The sequence below is a fragment of the Brachybacterium sp. 107 genome (assembly GCF_052379725.1).
Classification (GTDB): domain Bacteria; phylum Actinomycetota; class Actinomycetes; order Actinomycetales; family Dermabacteraceae; genus Brachybacterium.
In genome coordinates this window covers 380,429-398,808 of the sequence record NZ_JBQSYW010000001.1, presented here as the reverse complement: position 1 = coordinate 398,808, position 18,380 = coordinate 380,429, and the positions used below count along the sequence as shown (strand labels likewise).

Here is an 18,380-nt window from a genome sequence, read left to right as displayed (position 1 = left end):
TCTCACGAGGTGCCCGCGCCACGGGAGCGCACGAGCAGATCCGGGTCGACGCGGCGCGGGTTGCGCCTGCGCATCCGCACTGAGGCCTGCGCATCCGCGGTGGGGACCGTGTGGGGGAGCGGTGAAGTCGGCGCGATCGGGGTCCGGTGCCTCGTAGCATGGCAGTCATGGTCGAGAATCCGTCTGCCGGCTCCCCCGGGCCCTCTGGGCTCTCCGGGGCGTCGGGATCGTCGAAGACGTCGCGCGGCGCGCGGCAGGATCCGCGCCTGACGGCGCTCGCCGAGGACTCCGGCTACGAGATCCTGGGTCGGATCGGTGCGGGGGGCATGGGGATCGTCTACCGGGCCCATGACGCGGACGGCCACGACGTCGCGATCAAGCTGCTGCGCCACGAGATCTCCGACGACCCCCGAGCGCGCGAGCGCCTGGCCCGCGAGGTCACCGCGCAGAAGCTCGTGCGCAACGACAACATCGTGCGGATCCTCGATGCGGAGCTCGAATCCTCCGACGCCTTCGTCGTCACCGAGTTCGTCCCGGGCCCCACGCTCGAGGACGCGGTGCGGGTCAACGGCGGTCTGCACCCGGAGGCGGTGCGGGAGATCGGCCTGGTCATGGGGGACACCCTGCAAGCCATCCACCGCTCCGGCGTGATCCACCGCGACCTCAAACCCAGCAACATCATGCTGCGGGGGAGCTCCGAGGAGGATCTCGCGGTCTTCGACCCCGACGGCGACCGGCTCGACCCGGTGATCATCGACTTCGGGATCGCGATCGCCGCCGAGGAGTCCCGCCTGACATCGACCGGGCTGGTGATGGGGACGGCCGCGTATCTGGATCCCGAGGTGATCCGCACCGACCACACCGGCGAGGCGGGGGACTGGTGGTCGTGGGCGGCGCTGCTGTCCTTCGCGGCGACCGGCCGCGATCCCTTCGGCAGCGGGCGCGCCGATCTGGTGTTCCTGCGCGCCGAGCGCGGCGAGCTCGACGTCGACGGGCTCCCCGTCGAGCTCGCCGACTGGCTGCGCTCGGCCCTGCAGTCCGATCCGGAGCGGCGACCTGCGCCGCAGGATCTGCTCGCACGTCTGGCAGAGCTCGATCTCACGCGCTTCGAGGACGCCGGGCCGACGGAGGCCCTGCGGGCCGACGGGTCGACCGCGCCGCTGGGGTCCGCCGCTGCGCTCGGGTCCACTGCCGCGCTGCCGTCGGCCGCCGGCGCGGACGCGGCCGCCGCCGGCGAGGCGCGGACCGAGGCGATGAGCGCCGGCCCGGCGGCCGACGACCCGCCCACGGAGATGCTCCCGGTGACCGGCACGCCGACCGAGCAGCCCACCCAGGCGCTGCCCCGCGTGACCACTGCGCAGGACGCCCCGGTGGACGCCCCCACGGAGGCGCTGCCACGGCAGAGCTCGCCGGTCGACGCGCCCACGGAGGCGCTCCCGGTGGTCGCCGCCCCGACGCAGCAGCTTCCCGTCATCCCGCCGGCCCCGGCCGAGCAGCAGAGCACCGGTTTCCCCGGACCCTCGCAGCACCCGGTCCAGCGCAGCCCCTACCCGCCCTCCGCGGGGCCGGTGCAGCAGTACCCGCCGGTCCAGCAGCATCCTCCGGTGCAGCAGGCGATGCCCCCGCAGCAGGCGCTCCAGCAGCCGACTCCGCAGCAGCTCGCGTCGCAGCAGCCCCACCCCCAGCAGTACGCGGACCAGCAGTTCGTGCCGGGGCAGGGTGTCCCGGGTGCAGACGGCGGCCAGCGCCCGCTGGGTGCCTGGGCCTCCCCGATGCCGCCGCGGCGGCCATTCCTGGTGTGGATCGGCCACCTGCTGATCGTCACGCTCGCCGGCGTCGCCCCCTATGCGGCGCTGGCTGTGTTCCTCCTGCTCGGTGCGCTCGCACGAACCTGGGAGCGGTCGCACAACGCGGTCGCCGGCAAGCGTCTGCGAGGCTCGACGGGTTCCGGCCCGACCTGGGCGGCCGGGTTCGCGAGCCCCTTCCGCTTCCTGCTCGGTCTGCTCGAGATCGCGCTGCAGGCACTGTTCCCACTCATCCTCGGGGTGCTCGTCGGGATCGCCCTCGACGCCGCCTGGACGCTGCTCCAGGGGGCCGCGCCGCCGGACGGGGCCGCGTATGCGACCGCGATGGCGGTCACGCTGCTGATCACGTGGGTCGGGATCGGCAGCCGGACCACCCGCAACGGCGCGCACCGGATGCTCGATTCGGCCGCCCCGGACAGAGTCTGGACCGCCGTCGTGCTCGTGCTGCTCGTGCTGCTGGTCGGCGCTGTGGTCTTCACCCTGCTCGCCCGCGAGGGGATGGTCGACTACTTCCCCTTCCCCGATGCTCCCACCCTGGCGGACATCGCCATCTGGCGTCGCTGAGGCGGCGTGCGCTGCCCGCCGAGAACGGTGCGCGGTGCCCGCTGAGACCGGTGCGACACGAACCGCCTCGCCCCAGCCGACGGATCCCGGCATCGTGAAGTGGCCCATCCATCCCGTTCCCACCCAGGGATCGACAGTTAAACTCTCACCGACCTGTTACCCACCGCAGCCCCGGATCGGGGGCTAGGAGCATTCATGGCCGCGTCCGGTTCGTCGAAGTCCACGCCGTCGAAGTCGACGCAGGAGCGTCGCGAGGCGCAGCGGGAGGCCCTCCGCCAGCAGCGCCAGAACGAGCTGCGCCGCCAGCGCACCGTGCGCACCGTGGTGATCGCCGTGATCGTCGTGGTGGCGCTGGCCATCGCGACCGGTCTCGGGGTCCTCATCTACCGCTCCGCGCAGCCCGAAGGTCCCGTCGCGGTGCCGCAGAGCATGAGCGAGGACCAGCCGTACCTCACGTTCGGCGCCCCGGAGGACTCCGGGAAGCCGGTGCTCGAGATGCACCTGGACTTCATGTGCCCCATCTGCGGCCAGTTCGAGGAGATCAACGGCAAGGACGTCCAGAAGATGGTCGACGACGAGGAGGTCACCCTCCACCTCGTGCCGCGGCGCCTGCTGGATTCGGCGTCGACCACCGGTGACTACTCCACCCGTACCGCGGCCGCGATGGTCGCCGTGTACGAGGAGGACCCTGACCAGGCGATGGCCTTCATGCAGCTCCTCTTCGCCAACCAGCCGGCGGAGAACTCGGCCGGTCTCACCGATGATCAGATCTGGGCCTATGCGAAGGAGGCCGGAGCGTCGGAGGACGTCAAGGCCACGATCGACGCCAAGACCTATCAGCCGTGGGTTCGCAAGGTCGCCGAGCCGTACGCGAAGGACAAGACAGAAGGCACGCCCTACGTCGAGATCGACGGCACCCAGTTCCAGGACTGGGTCACCCCGGGCGCCCTGCGCGAGGCCGTGCTGGCCGCAGGCGGCAAGTCCGCGGCCTCCGACGCCGGTGGCGCCTCGGACGCCGGTCAGGGCTGATCGGACTGTCTGCAGGGCCCTCAGGGGTCCTCTAGACTTCCGGGTGCGGCCGAGGCATCGGCCGCACCCGCCCGCTGGAGTGGCGCAACGGTAGCGCACCTGTCTTGTAAACAGGTGGTTGCGGGTTCGATTCCCGTCTCCAGCTCGTGAGAGGACCCCCTCGGATCATCGATCCGAGGGGGTCCTCGTCGTCTGTCTTGCGTTGTCGGTCGTCCGTCGTCCGTCGTCCGTCGTCCGGGGCGCGCCATCCGTCGTGCTCGCCCGTCGCCCGGGCGTCAGCGGGTCAGAACGTCTCGTACGACGCCCGGTTGACGGAGAAGCCGTGGCCGGTGTTCGTGTTCCAGCAGGTCATGCCCTCGGAACGGCTCGTGCAGGCCGTGTTGCCGTGCGTGGCGCTCTCGTCGTACTCGAGCGTCTCGGCGGTATCGCTGAGGTACGACGAGCCGCATGCGCGGACAGCCGTGCCCTTGCTGACCTTCATCGAGAAGGGACCGTCGGCGCAGTCCTCGAGCCCGGCCCCGGAGAAGCTGCGGTCCACGATCGAGCAGGCCACGGTGTCCTTCTCGAGCTGGCAGGTGATGTTCCCGGAGGGCGAGCGGAGCTCGGTCATCTCGTGCGCACCATCGGGTGCGGGGGAGACGGGGTCCTTCGACGGGGTGTCCTCCGTGGTGGCCGGCGACTCCTCGGGAGCGGACGAGGGCGCCTCCTCGGCGGTGGTGGTGCTGTCGCGCTGGTACTCGTCGTCGTTGCCGGCCAGCAGGGCGCGAGCACCGAAGCCGCCGACGATCAGCAGGATGAGCGTCAGCAGCAGGCAGCCGCCGCAGGCGAACCACAGGCGGCGCCGCGACGGATCGGAGCCGTCGGGCTTCTCGGACTCCGGGGGAGGTGGCGGAGCAGCCGCACCGTACTGCGCTGCGGCCGGGCCGGAGAACGCCGGCAGACCGTACGCGGCTGTCGGGGTCTGCTCCGTGGGGTACTGCTGCTGCGACGGGCCCTGCCCGGCAGACGCTGCGAGCGCCGGTGCCGGGGCATCCGGCCCGGCCGACGGCGGGGCCGACGCCGTGGTCGGCGAGGGAACAGGTGCTGACGCCGGTCCGGACGGAGCTGGTCGGGACGAGCTCGGCGCGGCCGGAGACGGAGCCTGAGCAGCAGGAGGTGAGGCGGGCGCTGCGGGCGAGCTCGCTGCGGAGTTCACCGGACCCAGCGGAACCACGCCACGGTCCTCCGCCACACGCACGGTCACTGGTCGGGATCCTGCCGAGCCCGCGGTTCCGGCAGTTCCGGCAGGCCCGCTGGCCGCGGCGCTCTTCGTGCCGTCGGCGTTCTGGGATGCGCCGTCGGAGTTCTGGGCGGCATCACCCCAGAGCCCGTCCTCGGAGAAATCGCCCCACACGGAGATTTCGTCGGGCTCGTTCTGCTCGTCGTTCTCAGCGTGCGCGTTCTGCTGGGAGGGTTGCTCGTCGTCGTTCTGGTCCTGCTGGGCGGGCTGCTCGTGCCCGTCCTCCGCCTGGGGCAGCTCGCTGTGCGCTGACCCGTCCGCTCCGCTCGTGGACTCGTCATAGGCCGACTTGGCCCAGGGGTTCGTGGCCAGGATCCACTGCCGTGCCACGTCGGGGCACGACGGGTTCAGCACGATCAGCTTCTGCAGCTGGGGATGCTTCTCGGTGAGCTCGAGAAGGCGCTCCGGCGTGGTGCTCGGATCGCGTGCTTCCTCGGCGGCTGATCGTGGCTCTGCCACATCCCACTCCCTCTGTGTCGACACGGGCTCACGGGGGCGCCCAGGACTGGTTCGAGCGCGGATGGTCGCGCAGAGAACCCCCGAGAGTCTGACACCACGCACCGCGAGGGTCCACCTCGACCGCGTCGACGCCGTGCCCGCACGGCCGACGCAGAACGGTCGTGCGCCGGATGACCAGCGTTCCTGCCCAGATCGTCCGGTGAGGGTCGGGACGGCTCGATGATCCGGGTCCTGCGTGACGCACAGCATGCTCGCGCGCGCTCTGCGTCGGCCCCCGCACGGTGATCCCGCCGCTCGGTTCGACGGGTTCCGGGGGTGCGTGCTGGGGCACTGTTCGCGGGTTCGACGTGCACCGCACTGCATCGCACTGCATCGCACTTCGCCTGACAGGCACTCGCCAGGCAGGCACCGGCACGACACCGAGCGGCCGTGCACCGACGAAAGGGACCCCATGATCATCTGGCGCGGCTGGGGAGTCCTGGCCATCGTGTACATCGCCCTGTGCGCGGCCCTCCTGGGAGGGCTGCTCGGCGCCTCGATCCTCCAGTCCTCGACCGCGGCGGGAGTGCTGGCCGGCCTGGGGATCCTCATCGGCGTCGCGCTCGCGACCGTCCACGGGTGGTACCTCAACGTGATCGGACCGCGGAAGCGGGCGAACCAGTGGGAGGCGGTCGAACGGCCCCGCCTCGAGGAGGCGGCGGATCGCGGGTCCCTCGTGGTGGGCAACACGCAGCCTCGCAGCCCCGAGGAGGCAGCGCAGATGATCGAGTCCGTCATCGCCGACGGCCGTCGGGCCATCGGGATCCTGGGGATGATCGCCGGCGTCGTCGTCGCCGCCGTGAACCTCATCAGCGGTCTCATGGCCTGACCGGGTGCTCCGTCCGGAGCGATGACGGAGGGCTCCGCCGGACAGCGGGCCTCAGTCCGACGCGGGCCGGGCGTCCTCCACGGAGATCGCCGGCATGGTCGTGGTGACGGTCATCGGCTCCCCGTCGGGATGCAGCTCGCGCACCTTCAGCCAGTAGTAGCCGTGCGCGCCGAGCATCACGGTCAGCGAGCCGTCCTCCATGATGGGCGGGAATTCGTGGCCTCCGAACAGGTCGCGGACGGTGCGTCGTGCGAGCCCTCCGAGATCGAGGCTCGCGGTGACCGGCTGGCCGGACAGGTTGAACACGCACAGCAGGGTCTCCGCATGGAAGGACGCCTCCTCGCCGTGCTCGGCGCCGTCGTAGGTGCGGGTGAAGGCCAGCACCCGGTCGGAATCCGCGGGGACGTTGCGGTAGGCGCCCATGCCGAACGCCTCGTGCTCCTTGCGCACTGCGAGCATCCAGCGCACGAAGTGCAGCAGGGAGCTCGAGTGCGCCATCTGCGCCTCCACGTTGGCGGTGGCGTAGTGGTACACGAGCGACTGGATCACCGGCAGGTACAGCTTCCCGGGATCGGTGATCTCGCTGAACCCGGCGTTGCGGTCCGGGGTCCATTGCATCGGGGTGCGCATCGCGTCGCGGTCGGTGAGCCAGATGTTGTCGCCCATCGCGATCTCGTCGCCGTAGTAGAGGAACGGGGAGCCCGGCAGCGACAGCAGCAGGGCATGGATCAGCTCGAGCTCGCCGCGGGAGTTGTCCAGCAGCGGGGCGAGGCGCCGGCGGATGCCGACGTTGGCCCGCATCCGGGAGTCCGGCGCATACCAGCCGAGCATCGCGGAGCGCTCCTCGCCGGTGACCATCTCCAGCGTCAGCTCGTCGTGGTTGCGCAGGAAGGTGCCCCACTGGGCTCCCGAGGGGATCTCCGGGGTGTCCTCGAGGATGTCGATGATCTGGCGGGCGCTGCCCTCGCGCAGGGCGTAGAACAGGCGCGGCATCACCGGGAAGTGGAAGCACATGTGGCACTCGGGCTTGTCGTCGGTCCCGAAGTAGTCCACGACGTCGCTGGGCCACTGGTTCGCCTCGGCGACGATCACCCGGCCGGGCCAGTGCTCGTCGACGAAGGTGCGCAGCTCGGCGAGGAAGTCGTGGGTGGCCGGCAGGTTCTCCCCGTCGGATCCCTCCTCCTCGAAGAGGTAAGGGATCGCGTCGGCCCGGAAGCCGTCGATGCCCTTGTCCATCCAGAACCGCACCACCTCGAACATGGCCTCGCGGACCTTCGGGTTCTCGAAGTTCAGATCCGGCTGGTGGGAGAAGAAGCGGTGCCAGAAGAACTGGCGGCGCACCGGGTCGAACGCCCAGTTCGACTCCTCGGTGTCCACGAAGATGATCCGGGCCTCGGAGTACTTCTCATCGGTGTCCGACCAGACGTAGAAGTCGCCGTACGGGCCCTCGGGATCCGAGCGGGACTCCAGGAACCACGGATGCTTGTCCGAGGTGTGGTTCATCGGCAGATCGATGATCACGCGGATGCCGCGCTGATGGGCCTCGGAGACCAGCCGCTCGAAGTCGGTGATCGACCCGAACTCCGGCAGCACCGCCTCGTAATCGGCGATGTCGTAGCCGCCGTCACGGAGCGGGGAGGCCATGAACGGCGGCAGCCAGAGGCAGTCGATCCCCAGCCACTGCAGGTAGTCGAGGCGCTCGATGAGGCCGGTGAAGTCACCGGTGCCATCCCCGTTGCCGTCCGCGAAGGCGCGCACGAGCACCTCGTAGAAGACGGCCTTGCGGTACCAGTGGGGGTCGTAGTCGACCCCGGGGCCCTGGGGCGAGAACTGGCTGGAGTTCAGGGGCATCGGATCCTCCGCGGCAGCAGTGACGATGGGCCGGTCGCTCGGCGTGCCCCCACAGTAGTGCGCTTCCGCAGGCGCCGTGGGGCCCGTCCCGGAGGCATGATGCGCGACGAAGGGCCGACGGCCGCACGGAGGGCCGGACAGTAGACTTCCCGCGTCGACCGCGGTCGATCTGCGGCCCGGCGGAACCCGCCCCGTGGCACGACACAGCAGCACACGGCACAGCGGAGCAGGGAACGAGGACACGATGGGCGCTCAGGAGGCGGACGCACCGACGAGCGCCGGCAGCACCCGGGCGCTCAGGACCCCGTTGCTCGTGGCCATCGGCTGCCTCACCGCCGCGGTGCTCCTGGTGCTGGCCACCACGGCCGGCGGCATCACCTACCTCGTGCTGGAGAAGCGCGTCGCCGAGGCGACGACCACCTTCCACGGGGCGACCTACACCTTCGAGCATCCCGTCGACTGGGCGGAGACCACGACCGGCGCCGAGCTGCCCGATCCGGACCAGGTGCTCGAGCTGCGCAGCTCCGACGAGACGAAGTACGTGACCGTGCTCGACCGGACCGGGCCGATCACGCCGGAGGACGCCTGCGCCGAGGTCGGAGTCATCGCGGACCAGCAAGGCCTGGGCACCGAGCAGAACGAGGTGATCGGCACCCGGGAGGTCGACGGTCGCGACGCGCTCCACCACCGGGCCGTCACCACTGCTCTCGAGGGCGACTTCACCTCCAGCGTGGTGGATACCTGGTGCATCACCAAGCCCGACGGGGTGGTCCTCTTCGTCGCCCAGACGTTCAGCGACGATGCCCGTCCCGTCCCGATGCCGGATACGAAGGACGTCCTGGACAGCTGGCAGTGGACGTTCGAGGAGGGAACCTGAGCCCGGTGCGATCCTCCCGTGCCCTTCCGTCGGCCCCTTCACCGTCCGGAGACCCCATGACGAACCAGCCACCGGCCGGACCGCGCGGCCGCCGACCGGTGATCCTCCTGATCATCGCCCTCCTGATCAGCGCCCTGCTCCTGACCCTGTTGGCCGTCGGTACGGTCAGCTACCTGGTGCTGAGCCGCCGGGCGGAGCCGGCCGCGGCCCCGACCTACGCGACCTATGAGGCGCCGAGCCCGATGACACAGGTCGAGACCGACAACTACAGCTTCTCCTACCCGCAGAGCTGGAAGCCCCAGGCTCCGGGGGAGGACATCTCATCCTTCGAGTACGTGCTCACCACGCTCGATGCGGCGGAGAACTCGAAGATGGCCGTCATGGACTACGTGGTCGAGAACGGCATCGAGGAGGAATGCGCGTCCCAGGCGGAGCGCCTCCGCTATCAGGAGATGCCCGAGGTCGAGGTCGATGGCCGCGTCAGCCTGCATTACCAGAGCATCAGCGAGGATCCGGAATCCGGCGAGACGGTCGTGAAGGACCTCTGGTGCTTGCCGCGGCATCTCCATATCGTCGTCGTCCTGGGTCGCACGAGCGGCCCGGAGGCCGAAGCCGCCGGAATCTCCGAGGCGCAGAAGGTCATCGACAGCTGGAAGTGGACCTCGCAGGAGTGAGCGCTCACCCCTGAGGGTCCGTGGCCTCCGCCTCGGGGCGCCAGGTCCAGTTCTGGAGCACGATCTCGGCGGCCGGGCTCTGGGTGGCCTCCTCATCGGAGGAGTTCTCGGCGAGGACGAGGAGCGAGGTCGTGCCCTCCGCCATGCAGTACATGTCGCCCTGGTGCCACTGCCCGTCGGCGAAGGAGACCCACCGCTGGTGGATCGCGTCCACGCCGTCGACCGTGACGGGGTCCAGGACCTCGGCGGACACCGTCGCCAGGCCCTTCGCCTCCGCGAGGTCGAGCATGAGCGAGCAGAGATCGTCGGGCTCGAGGACATCGTCCGTCTCGCGGGCGATGGTGACGCTCTGCTGCGAATCCGGGGACACCAGGGCGGCGAGCAGCCTCGTGGTGGGGATCCGGGGGTCCTCTCCTGCCGTCCATCCCGCCGGGGCGAACGTGCTGATGCCCTCCAGCTCGAGCGGAACAGTCTCCAGCTGATCCGCCGCAGTGCGCTGGACGACGAGGTAGGTGACCCCGCCGCCGATCACGAGGACCAGCACGAGGAACAGGACTCCCGCGCAGACCCATGCCGCGATCAGGGGCCGACGGCCCGTGGGCGGTCGACCCACCGGGGCCGAGGTCTGTCCCGATGCCGTCGCGATGTGCGTCGTGTCCCCGGATCCGGCCGTCACTCGGGGATCTGCCAGGTGATCGGGGAAACGCCCTGCGCCTCGAGCAGCTCGTTGACCTGGGAGAACGGGCGAGATCCGAAGAACCCGCGGGACGCGGACAACGGGCTGGGATGCGGGCTCGCGACGTAGGGCACCTCGCCGAGCAGCGGGATCAGGGTCTGTGCATCGCGCCCCCACAGGACCGCCACGAGCGGCCCACCGCGAGCGACCAGAGCCTGGATGGCGGCCTCGGTGACCTGCTCCCAGCCCTGTCGACGGTGCGAGGCAGGAGCCCCCGGGGTGACGGTGAGGACCCGGTTCAGCAGCAGCACGCCCTGGTCCTGCCAGGCGGTGAGGTCGCCGTGCACGGCCCGCGGGAGCCCGAGGTCGCTCTCCAGCTCGGTATAGATGTTCGCGAGGGATCGGGGCAGCGGCCGCACGTCGCGGTGCACGGCGAAGGAGAGCCCGAGGGGATGGCCCGGGGTCGGGTAGGGATCCTGGCCCACGATGAGCACCCGCACCTCCGACATCGGCCGGGTGAAGGCCCGCAGCACCGCATCGCCCTCGGGGAGGTATCCGCGGCCGGAGTCGACCTCGGCGCGCAGGAACTCGCCCAGCGCATGGATGCGGTCCTCGACGGGGGAGAGGGCGCGGGCCCAGTCGGTGCTGAGGGTCTCGGTGAGCGGCGTCGGCATGTGAGCAGTCTTCCACCGGCCGGGGTGGTGCGGCGAGCCGGGTTCGGGAGAGGCCCGCTGCCGCGTAACCTCGTGCTATGCCGCCAGATACCGCCCCGGATCGCGACCGCGCCGTGCGCGGATCAGGGCGTGACGTGGGACGCGGGATGGAGGAGTCCGGCCCGGGGGAGAGCCCCGCAGGCGGCTCCGAACTCGGAGCCGGCCGCGGTGACGCGCCGGGCGAGGTGAGCGACCAGTCACTTCCGGGCCCGCAGGGCGGATTGGCCGAGCGCGACCGGATGATCCTCGCGCTGGAGTCCCGCACCTTCCGGTACATCGGCGCCAAGGAGCGTGCGATCCGCGAGGAGATCGGGATCTCCAAAGTGGCCTATTACGTGCGTCTGAACTCGCTGCTCGATGATCCGGCGGCCCTCCGGGCGGCGCCGTCCGTGGTCAACCGGCTGCGCGGCCGACGCACCTCCGAGGACGGTTCCGCGCCGACCCGCGACTCCGGTCGCGTCGCCTGAGGAACGGCCTTCGCCGCCCGACGGAGCGGCCGACGGGGCGTGTGCTCCACACCCTCACCGCATGAAGCAGGTTTAATGGGGCCGTGGCTGATTCCCAGTATCCCTTCCCGCCGGACCGATTCGATGACGAGGCCGACTCCGTGTCCTTCCACGGCGCGCATCGCGCCGAGGAGCCGTTCTGGCGCCAGAACCTGCTCTACATCATCATCATCGGAGCCGCGCTCGTGATGCTGATCGTGCTGCTCTTCCTCATCGGAGGCCGAGGTGGCGACGGTGACGAGCGTGCTCAGGATCCGACGACGCCAGCCGCGAGCGAGACCAGCGATGCACCTGCTGAGGAGACCACCGAGGAGGAGCCCGCCGCCGAGGCGGACAAGTCCATCCCGATCCAGGTGGTCAACGCCGGGGGGATCAACGGCCTGGCCGGCCGGTGGCAGTCCACTCTCGAGGACTCGAAGTGGGAGAAGGTGAACGTAGGCACCGCGGATCACGTCCAGCAGGAGGCAGTGGTCTTCTACCGCGACGAGGCGGACGCGGAGACGGCCCAGGCCCTCGCGGACGAGGTCGACGCCGGAGAGGCCCGACAGAGCGACGAGTACGAGGCCCGCATCACCTACGTGGCCGTCTCCGACCCGGACTCCGGCAACGGCGATGGCGGTGGCGACGAGGGCTGATCGCCGCCGCACGCAGAGCAGCTGACGCGCGCCGCCCTCCCCGACGGGGACGGGCGGCGCGCGTTCTGCTGCGCCTGCGTCGTGACTCCGCCGTCGTCCCGATGTCGGCCGCTGCCCGTCGGCCCAGAGCGGAAAGGTGGGATCCGGACCTCTGGAGTTAGCACTCTCCGGCTCCGAGTGCTTATGATGTTCTGGCACTCGATGATCGAGAGTGACAACGCCTCAGGGTGTCGTCGCGCTCGGGAGTCGTGGGCCTGATCGGACAGCAGAACACTGCTGACCGGCCACGAACATTCCGGCCCCGTGAGGGGCTCTGCGCCGTGGGACATGAACACGGTGCGGGGTCTCGTCCGTCGCGGGCACAGGGTCGGGTGGACACCACACCACACGGGAGAGATTCCATAATGGCCAAGCTCATCTCTTATGACGAAGAGGCCCGGCGCGGTCTCGAGCGCGGAATGAACCAGCTCGCCGACGCCGTCAAGGTCACCCTCGGTCCCAAGGGCCGCAACGTCGTGCTCGAGAAGTCCTGGGGCGCGCCCACCATCACCAACGACGGCGTGTCGATCGCCAAGGAGATCGAACTCGACGATCCCTACGAGCGCATCGGTGCCGAGCTCGTCAAGGAGGTCGCCAAGAAGACGGACGACATCGCTGGCGACGGCACCACCACCGCCACCGTCCTCGCCCAGGCCCTCGTCAAGGAAGGCCTGCGCAACGTCGCAGCCGGCGCCAACCCGATCGCGCTCAAGCGCGGCATCGACCAGGCCGTCGCCGCGGTCTCCGAGACCCTGCTCAAGCAGGCCAAGGAGATCGAGACGAAGGACCAGATCGCTCACACCGCGGGCATCTCCGCTGCTGACCCGGCCATCGGCGAGCTCATCGCCGAGGCGCTGGACAAGGTCGGCAAGGAAGGCGTCATCACGGTCGAGGAGTCCAACACCATGGGCCTCGAGCTGGAGCTGACCGAGGGCATGCGGTTCGACAAGGGCTACATCTCGCCCTACTTCGTGACCGACGCCGAGCGCCAGGAGACTGTGCTGGAGGACCCCTACATCCTCCTGCTGTCCTCCAAGGTCTCCTCGGTCAAGGACCTGCTGCCGCTGCTGGAGAAGGTCATCCAGGCCGGCAAGCCCCTCGCGATCATCGCCGAGGACATCGAGGGCGAGGCCCTCGCGGTCCTCGTCGTCAACAAGCTCAAGGGCTCCTTCAAGTCCGTGGCCGTCAAGGCCCCGGGCTTCGGCGACCGCCGCAAGGCGATGCTGGAGGACATGGCCATCCTCACCGGTGGCCAGGTCATCGCCGAGGAGGTCGGCCTCAAGCTGGAGACCGCTGGTCTCGAGCAGCTCGGCCAGGCGCGCAAGATCGTCGTCACCAAGGACGAGACCACCATCGTCGAGGGCACCGGCGACGCCGAGCGCATCGCCGGTCGTGTGTCCCAGATCCGTGCCGAGATCGAGAACTCGGACTCGGACTACGACCGTGAGAAGCTCCAGGAGCGTCTCGCGAAGCTGGCCGGCGGCGTGGCCGTCATCAAGGCCGGCGCGGCGACCGAGGTCGAGCTCAAGGAGCGCAAGCACCGCATCGAGGATGCCGTGCGCAACGCCAAGGCCGCTGTGGACGAGGGCGTCGTCGCCGGTGGCGGCGTCGCGCTGCTGCAGGCCGGCAAGGACACCTTCGACAAGCTCTCGCTCGTCGGCGACGAGGCGACCGGTGCGAACATCGTCAAGGTCGCCATCCAGGCTCCGCTCAAGCAGATCGCGGTCAACGCCGGTCTCGAGGGTGGCGTCGTGGCGGAGAAGGTCATCCACCTTCCCGTCGGCGAGGGCCTGAACGCTGCCACCGGCGAGTACGAGAACCTGCTCGCCGCCGGCATCATCGACCCCGTCAAGGTCACCCGCTCCGCGCTGCAGAACGCGGCGTCCATCGCGGGCCTGTTCCTGACCACCGAGGCCGTCGTGGCCGACAAGCCGGAGCCCAAGGCCCCGGTCGGCGGCGGCGACGACATGGGCGGCATGGGCGGAATGGGCGGCATGATGTGATCCAGCCTCACGGCTGATCACCCTCCGCTCGCCTGAGCGTCACGGGCCCCGATCCTCTCCGGAGGGTCGGGGCCCGTTGCTGTCCCCAGGTGCTTCCCGGGGCCTGCCCCAGTGCTGCCCCAGGGAACTCCCGGGAACCGGCGTCGTCAGGGCGCGGACAGAGCCGGGGTCGGGGCCAGGTCTGGGTCAGCGCAATGAGCGCAGGTAGAGCCGTCGGTACCGGCGCTGCAGGACGAGCGCTGCGGGAAACAGGAGACCTCGCCATCCGGGGGCGGCCGCGGTGACTGAACGCAGCGTCAACGTGACGGTGCCTCGCTCATCGCGATGGACGATGAACGCCTCCTCCCCGCGCACCGGGTGGCCCCGACGGGTGGCGTAGGAGAGCGCCACTCGGTTCTGCTCGCCGATCACGTCGAGGACGACCGCCGGTTCACGGACGCGCAACGGCCCCAGCGACGCGATGATGGTCAGCGTCTGCCCCGGAAAGGGGGCCGCTGTGGACGGCGCGAGAGCGAAACCGCTGCGGGTCTTCACGGCCCATTGAAGGACGTCGCGGGAGGCTCGATCCCAGCAGCTCTGTCCGGTACCGATGACCTTCGACGCGGTGAAGGCACTGCCCCAGGTCGGATGGGGTGACCATGCGATCTGGCCCGCCGCGGTGATCCCGGGGTCCGGGCAGGTGAGGTCCTCGGGGAGGTTCATGTCCAGGAGCGTAGCGGTCGGTCCGCGCGGTGCCGAGAAGGATCCTGCGTGCTGAGGGCGGCGTGGGTCCCATGCGGCAGGGCACGGACACGGCCGATGCGACAAGGCGTTCGCCGCGGACGCGTCCTCTCTGCACACGCTGCTCAGGCTGCGGACGCACCACCTCACCAGCGCCGACCAGCTCGCGCTGATGAAGCGCGAGGCGATCCTCGTCAACACCGGCTGGGGCGAGGAGGCGCGAGGTCGTCGACACCGGCGACCCGGCGGTGGCAGCCGTCTGCCTGGTCAGCGACGTGGGATGCCTCGTGCACGATCGCACCTGGCAACTCTCGGCAAGCGATGAGACCGATTTCCCGAGCACTGACAACCTGGTCGAGGTCGACCACGCGATGCGACCGGGCGCTGCCGCCCTCGGGCGGGGCAGCCCAGGACGACGGGCCTCCCAGGGCCCGAATCCCCTGTATCGCGCCTGGTCTCGGCCCCCGGGATCTGCGGGGGACGACGCGAGCCCGGCTCCGCCGCCGAGGCAGATCGCGCACGCGGTACCGCTCCACCGCGTGACGCCGGACCAGGAGCGTCCCATTCGAGGAGGAATGCAGTGCGAACACCTTTGCCCCGCCGTCGAGGAGCCGACCGCTCCGTCGCCGGCCACGGTGCGACGAGGGGGGTGGGCCGACGAGGATTCCTCAGGGCCCTTCCCGTCGCTGGCGCGGGCGCCGCCCTCTTGGGCGGCTGCGCCACCCAGGAAGGCGCCGTGACCGACGTGGACCGGGTCCTGTCCATCTCGCTCGGACAAGCGGAATCGCACCCCAGCTATGACTCGCTGATCTCCTTCGGCGAGCGCATCGCCCAGGCCACCGACGGCCGCTACGGCGCCCGCGTCTACGCCAACAACTCGCTGGGCGATCAGCAGGAGACGGTCCAGCTGGTCTCCGACGGCGCGATCGACATGGCCGTCATCTCCGGCACCCAGATCGAGAACTCCTCGCCCCGCTTCCTCCCGATGAACGTGGCGGGAGTGTTCGACGACATCGACCACCAGAACCGCGTCATGCTCGACGAGTCGATCGTCGGCGAGCTGTTCGCCTCGCTCGAGCCGCACAAGCGGCTCTCCGTGCTCGGCGGATACACGCAGGGAGGTCGGCACCTCTACACCACGAAGGGTCCCATCGAGACCCCCGAGGACCTCGCCGGGATGAAGATCCGCGTCCAGGAGTCCGAGATCTTCCTGCGCCTGATCACCAACATGGGCGGGGTGCCCACCCCGATGGCCTACAGCGAGGTGTACACCGGCCTGCAGGCCGGCGTGCTCGACGGTGCGGAGAACAACGAGATCTCCTACGTCACCCAGCGCCATTACGAGGTCGCCAAGCACTTCACGATGACCAACCACCTCGTCGGCTACGACTTCATGCTCGCGAACACGGACCTCCTCGAGGGGATGGACGAGGCGGACGCCGACGCCCTGCGCGAGGCCTGGGCCGTCACCCAGAGCGAGTTCGTCGAGATCTGGAAGCAGCAGACCGCCGACGCCACCCAGGAGATGCTCGACCGCGGTGTCGTGATCACCGAGCCCGATCCTGACGTGTTCCTGCCGATCATCGAGGAGACCGGGCTGTCGATCCTCGAGGATCCCGCGGACATCGCCCTGTACGACGCGATCCGCGCCGTGAGCGAGAAGGAAGGTGCCTGATGCTGTTGATCCGTGAAGGACTGCTCAACGTCCTCAAGGTGCTGTGCATCGTGCTGTTCTCGGTGCTCGTGCTGGTCGTGGTCTGGCAGGTGTTCACCCGCCAGGTCCTCGGCGCACCGAGCCCCTGGACCACCGTCACCGCGCAGTACATGTTCGTGTGGCTGAGCCTCTTCGCCGCCACGCTGGTCTTCGGGGAGCGCGGCCACATCGCCGTCGACTTCCTGGCGCTGCGCGCCCCGGGCGTCGCCCGTCACGTGCTCATCGTCCTCGTGCAGGGATGCACGCTCGCCTTCGCCGTGCTGGTCATGGTGTGGGGAGGCATCCGCGGGATGTCGATGTCCTGGGACCAGGTGATCCCTGGTTTTCCCTTCACCGTGGGGCTGATGTATCTCGCCCTGCCCGTCACCGGAACGATGATCGCCTTCCTGGCTCTCGAGGACCTCGTTCTCGCACTGCGCGGCGATGAGCTCGCCCCGCTCGAGGAGACCGACGACGAGGCGGCCGAGAGCTCCGGCGCCGCAGCCGCTGCCGCGGTCGTCGAGGACCGGGACGTCGATCCGGGCCACGACCTTCACCTCGACCAGGGCGGCGGGACCGATACCACCGCACGTCCCGGTTCTCGCACCGACACCGAGAAGGAGCACTGATCATGGATCCCGCCATGCTCGCCGGGATCATCCTGATCATCGGCATCCTCGTCCTCATCGCCATCGGCGCCCCCATCGCCATCGCGATCGGGCTGCCCTCCGTGGTGGCGCTCATCGCCGTCATCGGCTTCGAGCCCGCAGTGTTCGTCTCCGCCCAGCAGATGTTCACCGGCGCGAACTCGTTCTCCCTGCTCGCGATCCCGTTCTTCGTGCTGGCAGGGCAGCTCATGAACACCGGCGGCGTCGCCGCCAGACTGATCGACGCGGCGAAGGTGCTGGTGGGCCGGATGCCCGGCTCCCTCGCCCAGACCAACGTGGTCGCCAACGCCCTGTTCGGGTCCGTCTCCGGTGCGGCCGTGGCCTCGGCCGCGGCGGTGGGCGGCATCCTCGGACCTCGGCAGCGCAAGGAGGGCTACGACCCGGCCTTCTCCGCAGCGGTGAACGTCGCCTCCGCCCCGTCGGGCATGCTGATCGCGCCGTCGAACACGCTGATCGTGTACTCGCTCGTGTCATCGACCTCGGTGGCGACGCTGTTCGCCGCCGGCTACGGCCCGGGCCTGGTGTGGATGCTCGCCTGCGTCGTCATGGTCTGGCTGGCCGCCAAGCGCAACCCCGCGCTGGTCGGGTCCGACGACGGCGCCGCGCGCGGCGAGCTCACCCTCGCGACCGCACTGCGCACTCTGCTCGCCGCCGTGCCCGCCATCTTCATGATGGTGGTCGTCATCGGCGGTCTGGTGGCAGGGTTCTTCACGGCGACGGAGTCCGCGGTGATCGCGGTGGTCTACTCGCTGGTGCTGGGCTTCATCTACCGCGAGCTGACCGTGAAGAAGCTGCCCGCGGTGATCCTCTCGGCCACGCGCACCACTGCCGTGGTGCTGCTGCTGATCGCGGTCTCCGGGGTGCTCGGCTGGGTGCTCGCCTACGCGACCATCCCGCAGTTCATCGCCACGGCGCTGCTGGGGGTCTCGAGCTCCCCGATCATCGTGCTGCTGCTGATGATGCTGGCGCTGCTGGTCGTGGGCATGTTCATGGATCCGACGCCGGCGATCCTGATCTTCACCCCGATCTTCCTCCCGGTCGCGCTGGAGCTGGGCGTGGATCCGATCCACTTCGGCCTCATGATCACCTTCAACCTGTGCCTGGGCACGATCACCCCGCCGGTCGGAGTGATCCTGTTCGTCGGGGCCCGGGTGGGTCGGATGAAGGTCGAGCCGGTGATCAGGCGTCTGCTGCCGTTCTACGTGCCGCTCGTGACCGGCCTGCTGCTGATCGTCTTCGTCCCGCAGATCTCGATGTTCATCCCGAACCTGCTGGGCATGTCCAGCGAATGACACAGGCCGCCCGCTGAGCGGGAGATCGG

Annotated in this window: 16 protein-coding genes, 1 tRNA gene and 1 pseudogene; 13 read left to right on the top strand and 5 right to left on the bottom strand. The window is 69.8% G+C overall.

Translation table 11 applies throughout. The annotated features are described in order from the left end of the window. The first annotated feature begins 167 nt into the window (after window positions 1-167). The 3 genes from ACT3UL_RS01775 (at window position 168) to ACT3UL_RS01765 (ending at window position 3,543) form a co-directional block, all read left to right on the top strand. Window positions 168-2,369: a protein kinase domain-containing protein gene (locus ACT3UL_RS01775; protein ID WP_444576407.1), complete on the top strand. Its 2,202-nt coding sequence runs from the start codon at window positions 168-170 to the stop codon at window positions 2,367-2,369. Between the two features lie 195 nt (window positions 2,370-2,564). Next, complete coding sequence (locus ACT3UL_RS01770; RefSeq protein ID WP_444576406.1) at window positions 2,565-3,398, top strand: DsbA family protein; 834 nt, start codon at window positions 2,565-2,567, stop codon at window positions 3,396-3,398. Between the two features lie 73 nt (window positions 3,399-3,471). Further along, a tRNA-Thr gene (locus ACT3UL_RS01765) sits at window positions 3,472-3,543 on the top strand. A 138-nt stretch (window positions 3,544-3,681) separates the two neighbouring features. Here the strand turns inward: ACT3UL_RS01765 and ACT3UL_RS01760 are convergent. After that, window positions 3,682-5,136, bottom strand: a complete 1,455-nt coding sequence (locus ACT3UL_RS01760; protein ID WP_444576405.1) for a variant leucine-rich repeat-containing protein — start codon at window positions 5,134-5,136, stop codon at window positions 3,682-3,684. A gap of 451 nt (window positions 5,137-5,587) precedes the next feature. Between ACT3UL_RS01760 and ACT3UL_RS01755 the strand changes: the two genes are divergently transcribed. Beyond that, window positions 5,588-6,004: a hypothetical protein gene (locus ACT3UL_RS01755; protein WP_444576404.1), complete on the top strand. Its 417-nt coding sequence runs from the start codon at window positions 5,588-5,590 to the stop codon at window positions 6,002-6,004. Between the two features lie 51 nt (window positions 6,005-6,055). Here the strand turns inward: ACT3UL_RS01755 and treS are convergent, their stop codons facing one another. Beyond that, window positions 6,056-7,855: a maltose alpha-D-glucosyltransferase gene (gene treS / locus ACT3UL_RS01750; protein ID WP_444576403.1), complete on the bottom strand. Its 1,800-nt coding sequence runs from the start codon at window positions 7,853-7,855 to the stop codon at window positions 6,056-6,058. 244 nt (window positions 7,856-8,099) lie between these two features. Here treS and ACT3UL_RS01745 point away from each other — a divergent pair, with 244 nt between their 5' ends. Both ACT3UL_RS01745 and ACT3UL_RS01740 read left to right on the top strand, forming a co-directional pair. Then, window positions 8,100-8,732 carry a hypothetical protein gene (locus tag ACT3UL_RS01745; RefSeq protein WP_444576402.1) on the top strand — a complete coding sequence of 211 codons (633 nt, stop codon included), beginning with the start codon at window positions 8,100-8,102 and terminating at the stop codon, window positions 8,730-8,732. Between the two features lie 56 nt (window positions 8,733-8,788). Continuing rightward, window positions 8,789-9,406, top strand: a complete 618-nt coding sequence (locus tag ACT3UL_RS01740) for a hypothetical protein (RefSeq protein WP_444576401.1) — start codon at window positions 8,789-8,791, stop codon at window positions 9,404-9,406. 4 nt (window positions 9,407-9,410) lie between these two features. Here ACT3UL_RS01740 and ACT3UL_RS01735 read toward each other — a convergent pair whose 3' ends face one another. Together ACT3UL_RS01735 and ACT3UL_RS01730 are read right to left on the bottom strand one after the other, a co-directional pair. Next, a complete protein-coding gene (locus tag ACT3UL_RS01735) occupies window positions 9,411-10,082 on the bottom strand; it encodes a hypothetical protein (protein WP_444576400.1) in 672 nt (223 codons plus the stop codon). After that, window positions 10,079-10,756, bottom strand: a complete 678-nt coding sequence (locus ACT3UL_RS01730) for a uracil-DNA glycosylase (protein WP_444576399.1) — start codon at window positions 10,754-10,756, stop codon at window positions 10,079-10,081. Before ACT3UL_RS01730 ends, ACT3UL_RS01735 begins: the two co-directional genes overlap by 4 nt. A gap of 77 nt (window positions 10,757-10,833) precedes the next feature. Here ACT3UL_RS01730 and ACT3UL_RS01725 point away from each other — a divergent pair, with 77 nt between their 5' ends. The 3 genes from ACT3UL_RS01725 to groL all read left to right on the top strand — a co-directional run bounded on the left by ACT3UL_RS01725 (window position 10,834) and on the right by groL (window position 13,978). After that, window positions 10,834-11,262 carry a DUF3263 domain-containing protein gene (locus ACT3UL_RS01725; protein WP_444576398.1) on the top strand — a complete coding sequence of 143 codons (429 nt, stop codon included), beginning with the start codon at window positions 10,834-10,836 and terminating at the stop codon, window positions 11,260-11,262. Window positions 11,263-11,345: 83 nt separating this feature from the next. Next, on the top strand, window positions 11,346-11,936 hold the full coding sequence (locus ACT3UL_RS01720; RefSeq protein ID WP_444576397.1) for a LytR C-terminal domain-containing protein: 591 nt from the start codon (window positions 11,346-11,348) through the stop codon (window positions 11,934-11,936). A 404-nt stretch (window positions 11,937-12,340) separates the two neighbouring features. Continuing rightward, window positions 12,341-13,978 (top strand): chaperonin GroEL, encoded by a 1,638-nt coding sequence (gene groL, locus ACT3UL_RS01715; protein WP_444576396.1) that lies wholly within the window; start codon window positions 12,341-12,343, stop codon window positions 13,976-13,978. A gap of 186 nt (window positions 13,979-14,164) precedes the next feature. Here the strand turns inward: groL and ACT3UL_RS01710 are convergent, their stop codons facing one another. Next, window positions 14,165-14,680 carry a DUF1990 family protein gene (locus ACT3UL_RS01710; protein WP_444576395.1) on the bottom strand — a complete coding sequence of 172 codons (516 nt, stop codon included), beginning with the start codon at window positions 14,678-14,680 and terminating at the stop codon, window positions 14,165-14,167. A gap of 127 nt (window positions 14,681-14,807) precedes the next feature. Here ACT3UL_RS01710 and ACT3UL_RS01705 point away from each other — a divergent pair. The 4 genes and pseudogenes from ACT3UL_RS01705 to ACT3UL_RS01690 all read left to right on the top strand — a co-directional run. After that, window positions 14,808-15,023, top strand: a pseudogene (locus tag ACT3UL_RS01705) (NAD(P)-dependent oxidoreductase); the annotation flags it as partial. A 411-nt stretch (window positions 15,024-15,434) separates the two neighbouring features. Next, window positions 15,435-16,373: a TRAP transporter substrate-binding protein gene (locus ACT3UL_RS01700; protein ID WP_444576394.1), complete on the top strand. Its 939-nt coding sequence runs from the start codon at window positions 15,435-15,437 to the stop codon at window positions 16,371-16,373. Next, window positions 16,373-17,020, top strand: a complete 648-nt coding sequence (locus ACT3UL_RS01695; RefSeq protein ID WP_444576393.1) for a TRAP transporter small permease — start codon at window positions 16,373-16,375, stop codon at window positions 17,018-17,020. Before ACT3UL_RS01700 ends, ACT3UL_RS01695 begins: the two co-directional genes overlap by 1 nt. A gap of 2 nt (window positions 17,021-17,022) precedes the next feature. Beyond that, window positions 17,023-18,351, top strand: coding sequence for a TRAP transporter large permease (locus ACT3UL_RS01690; protein WP_444576392.1), 1,329 nt, complete (start codon window positions 17,023-17,025; stop codon window positions 18,349-18,351). Window positions 18,352-18,380 lie beyond the last annotated feature (29 nt).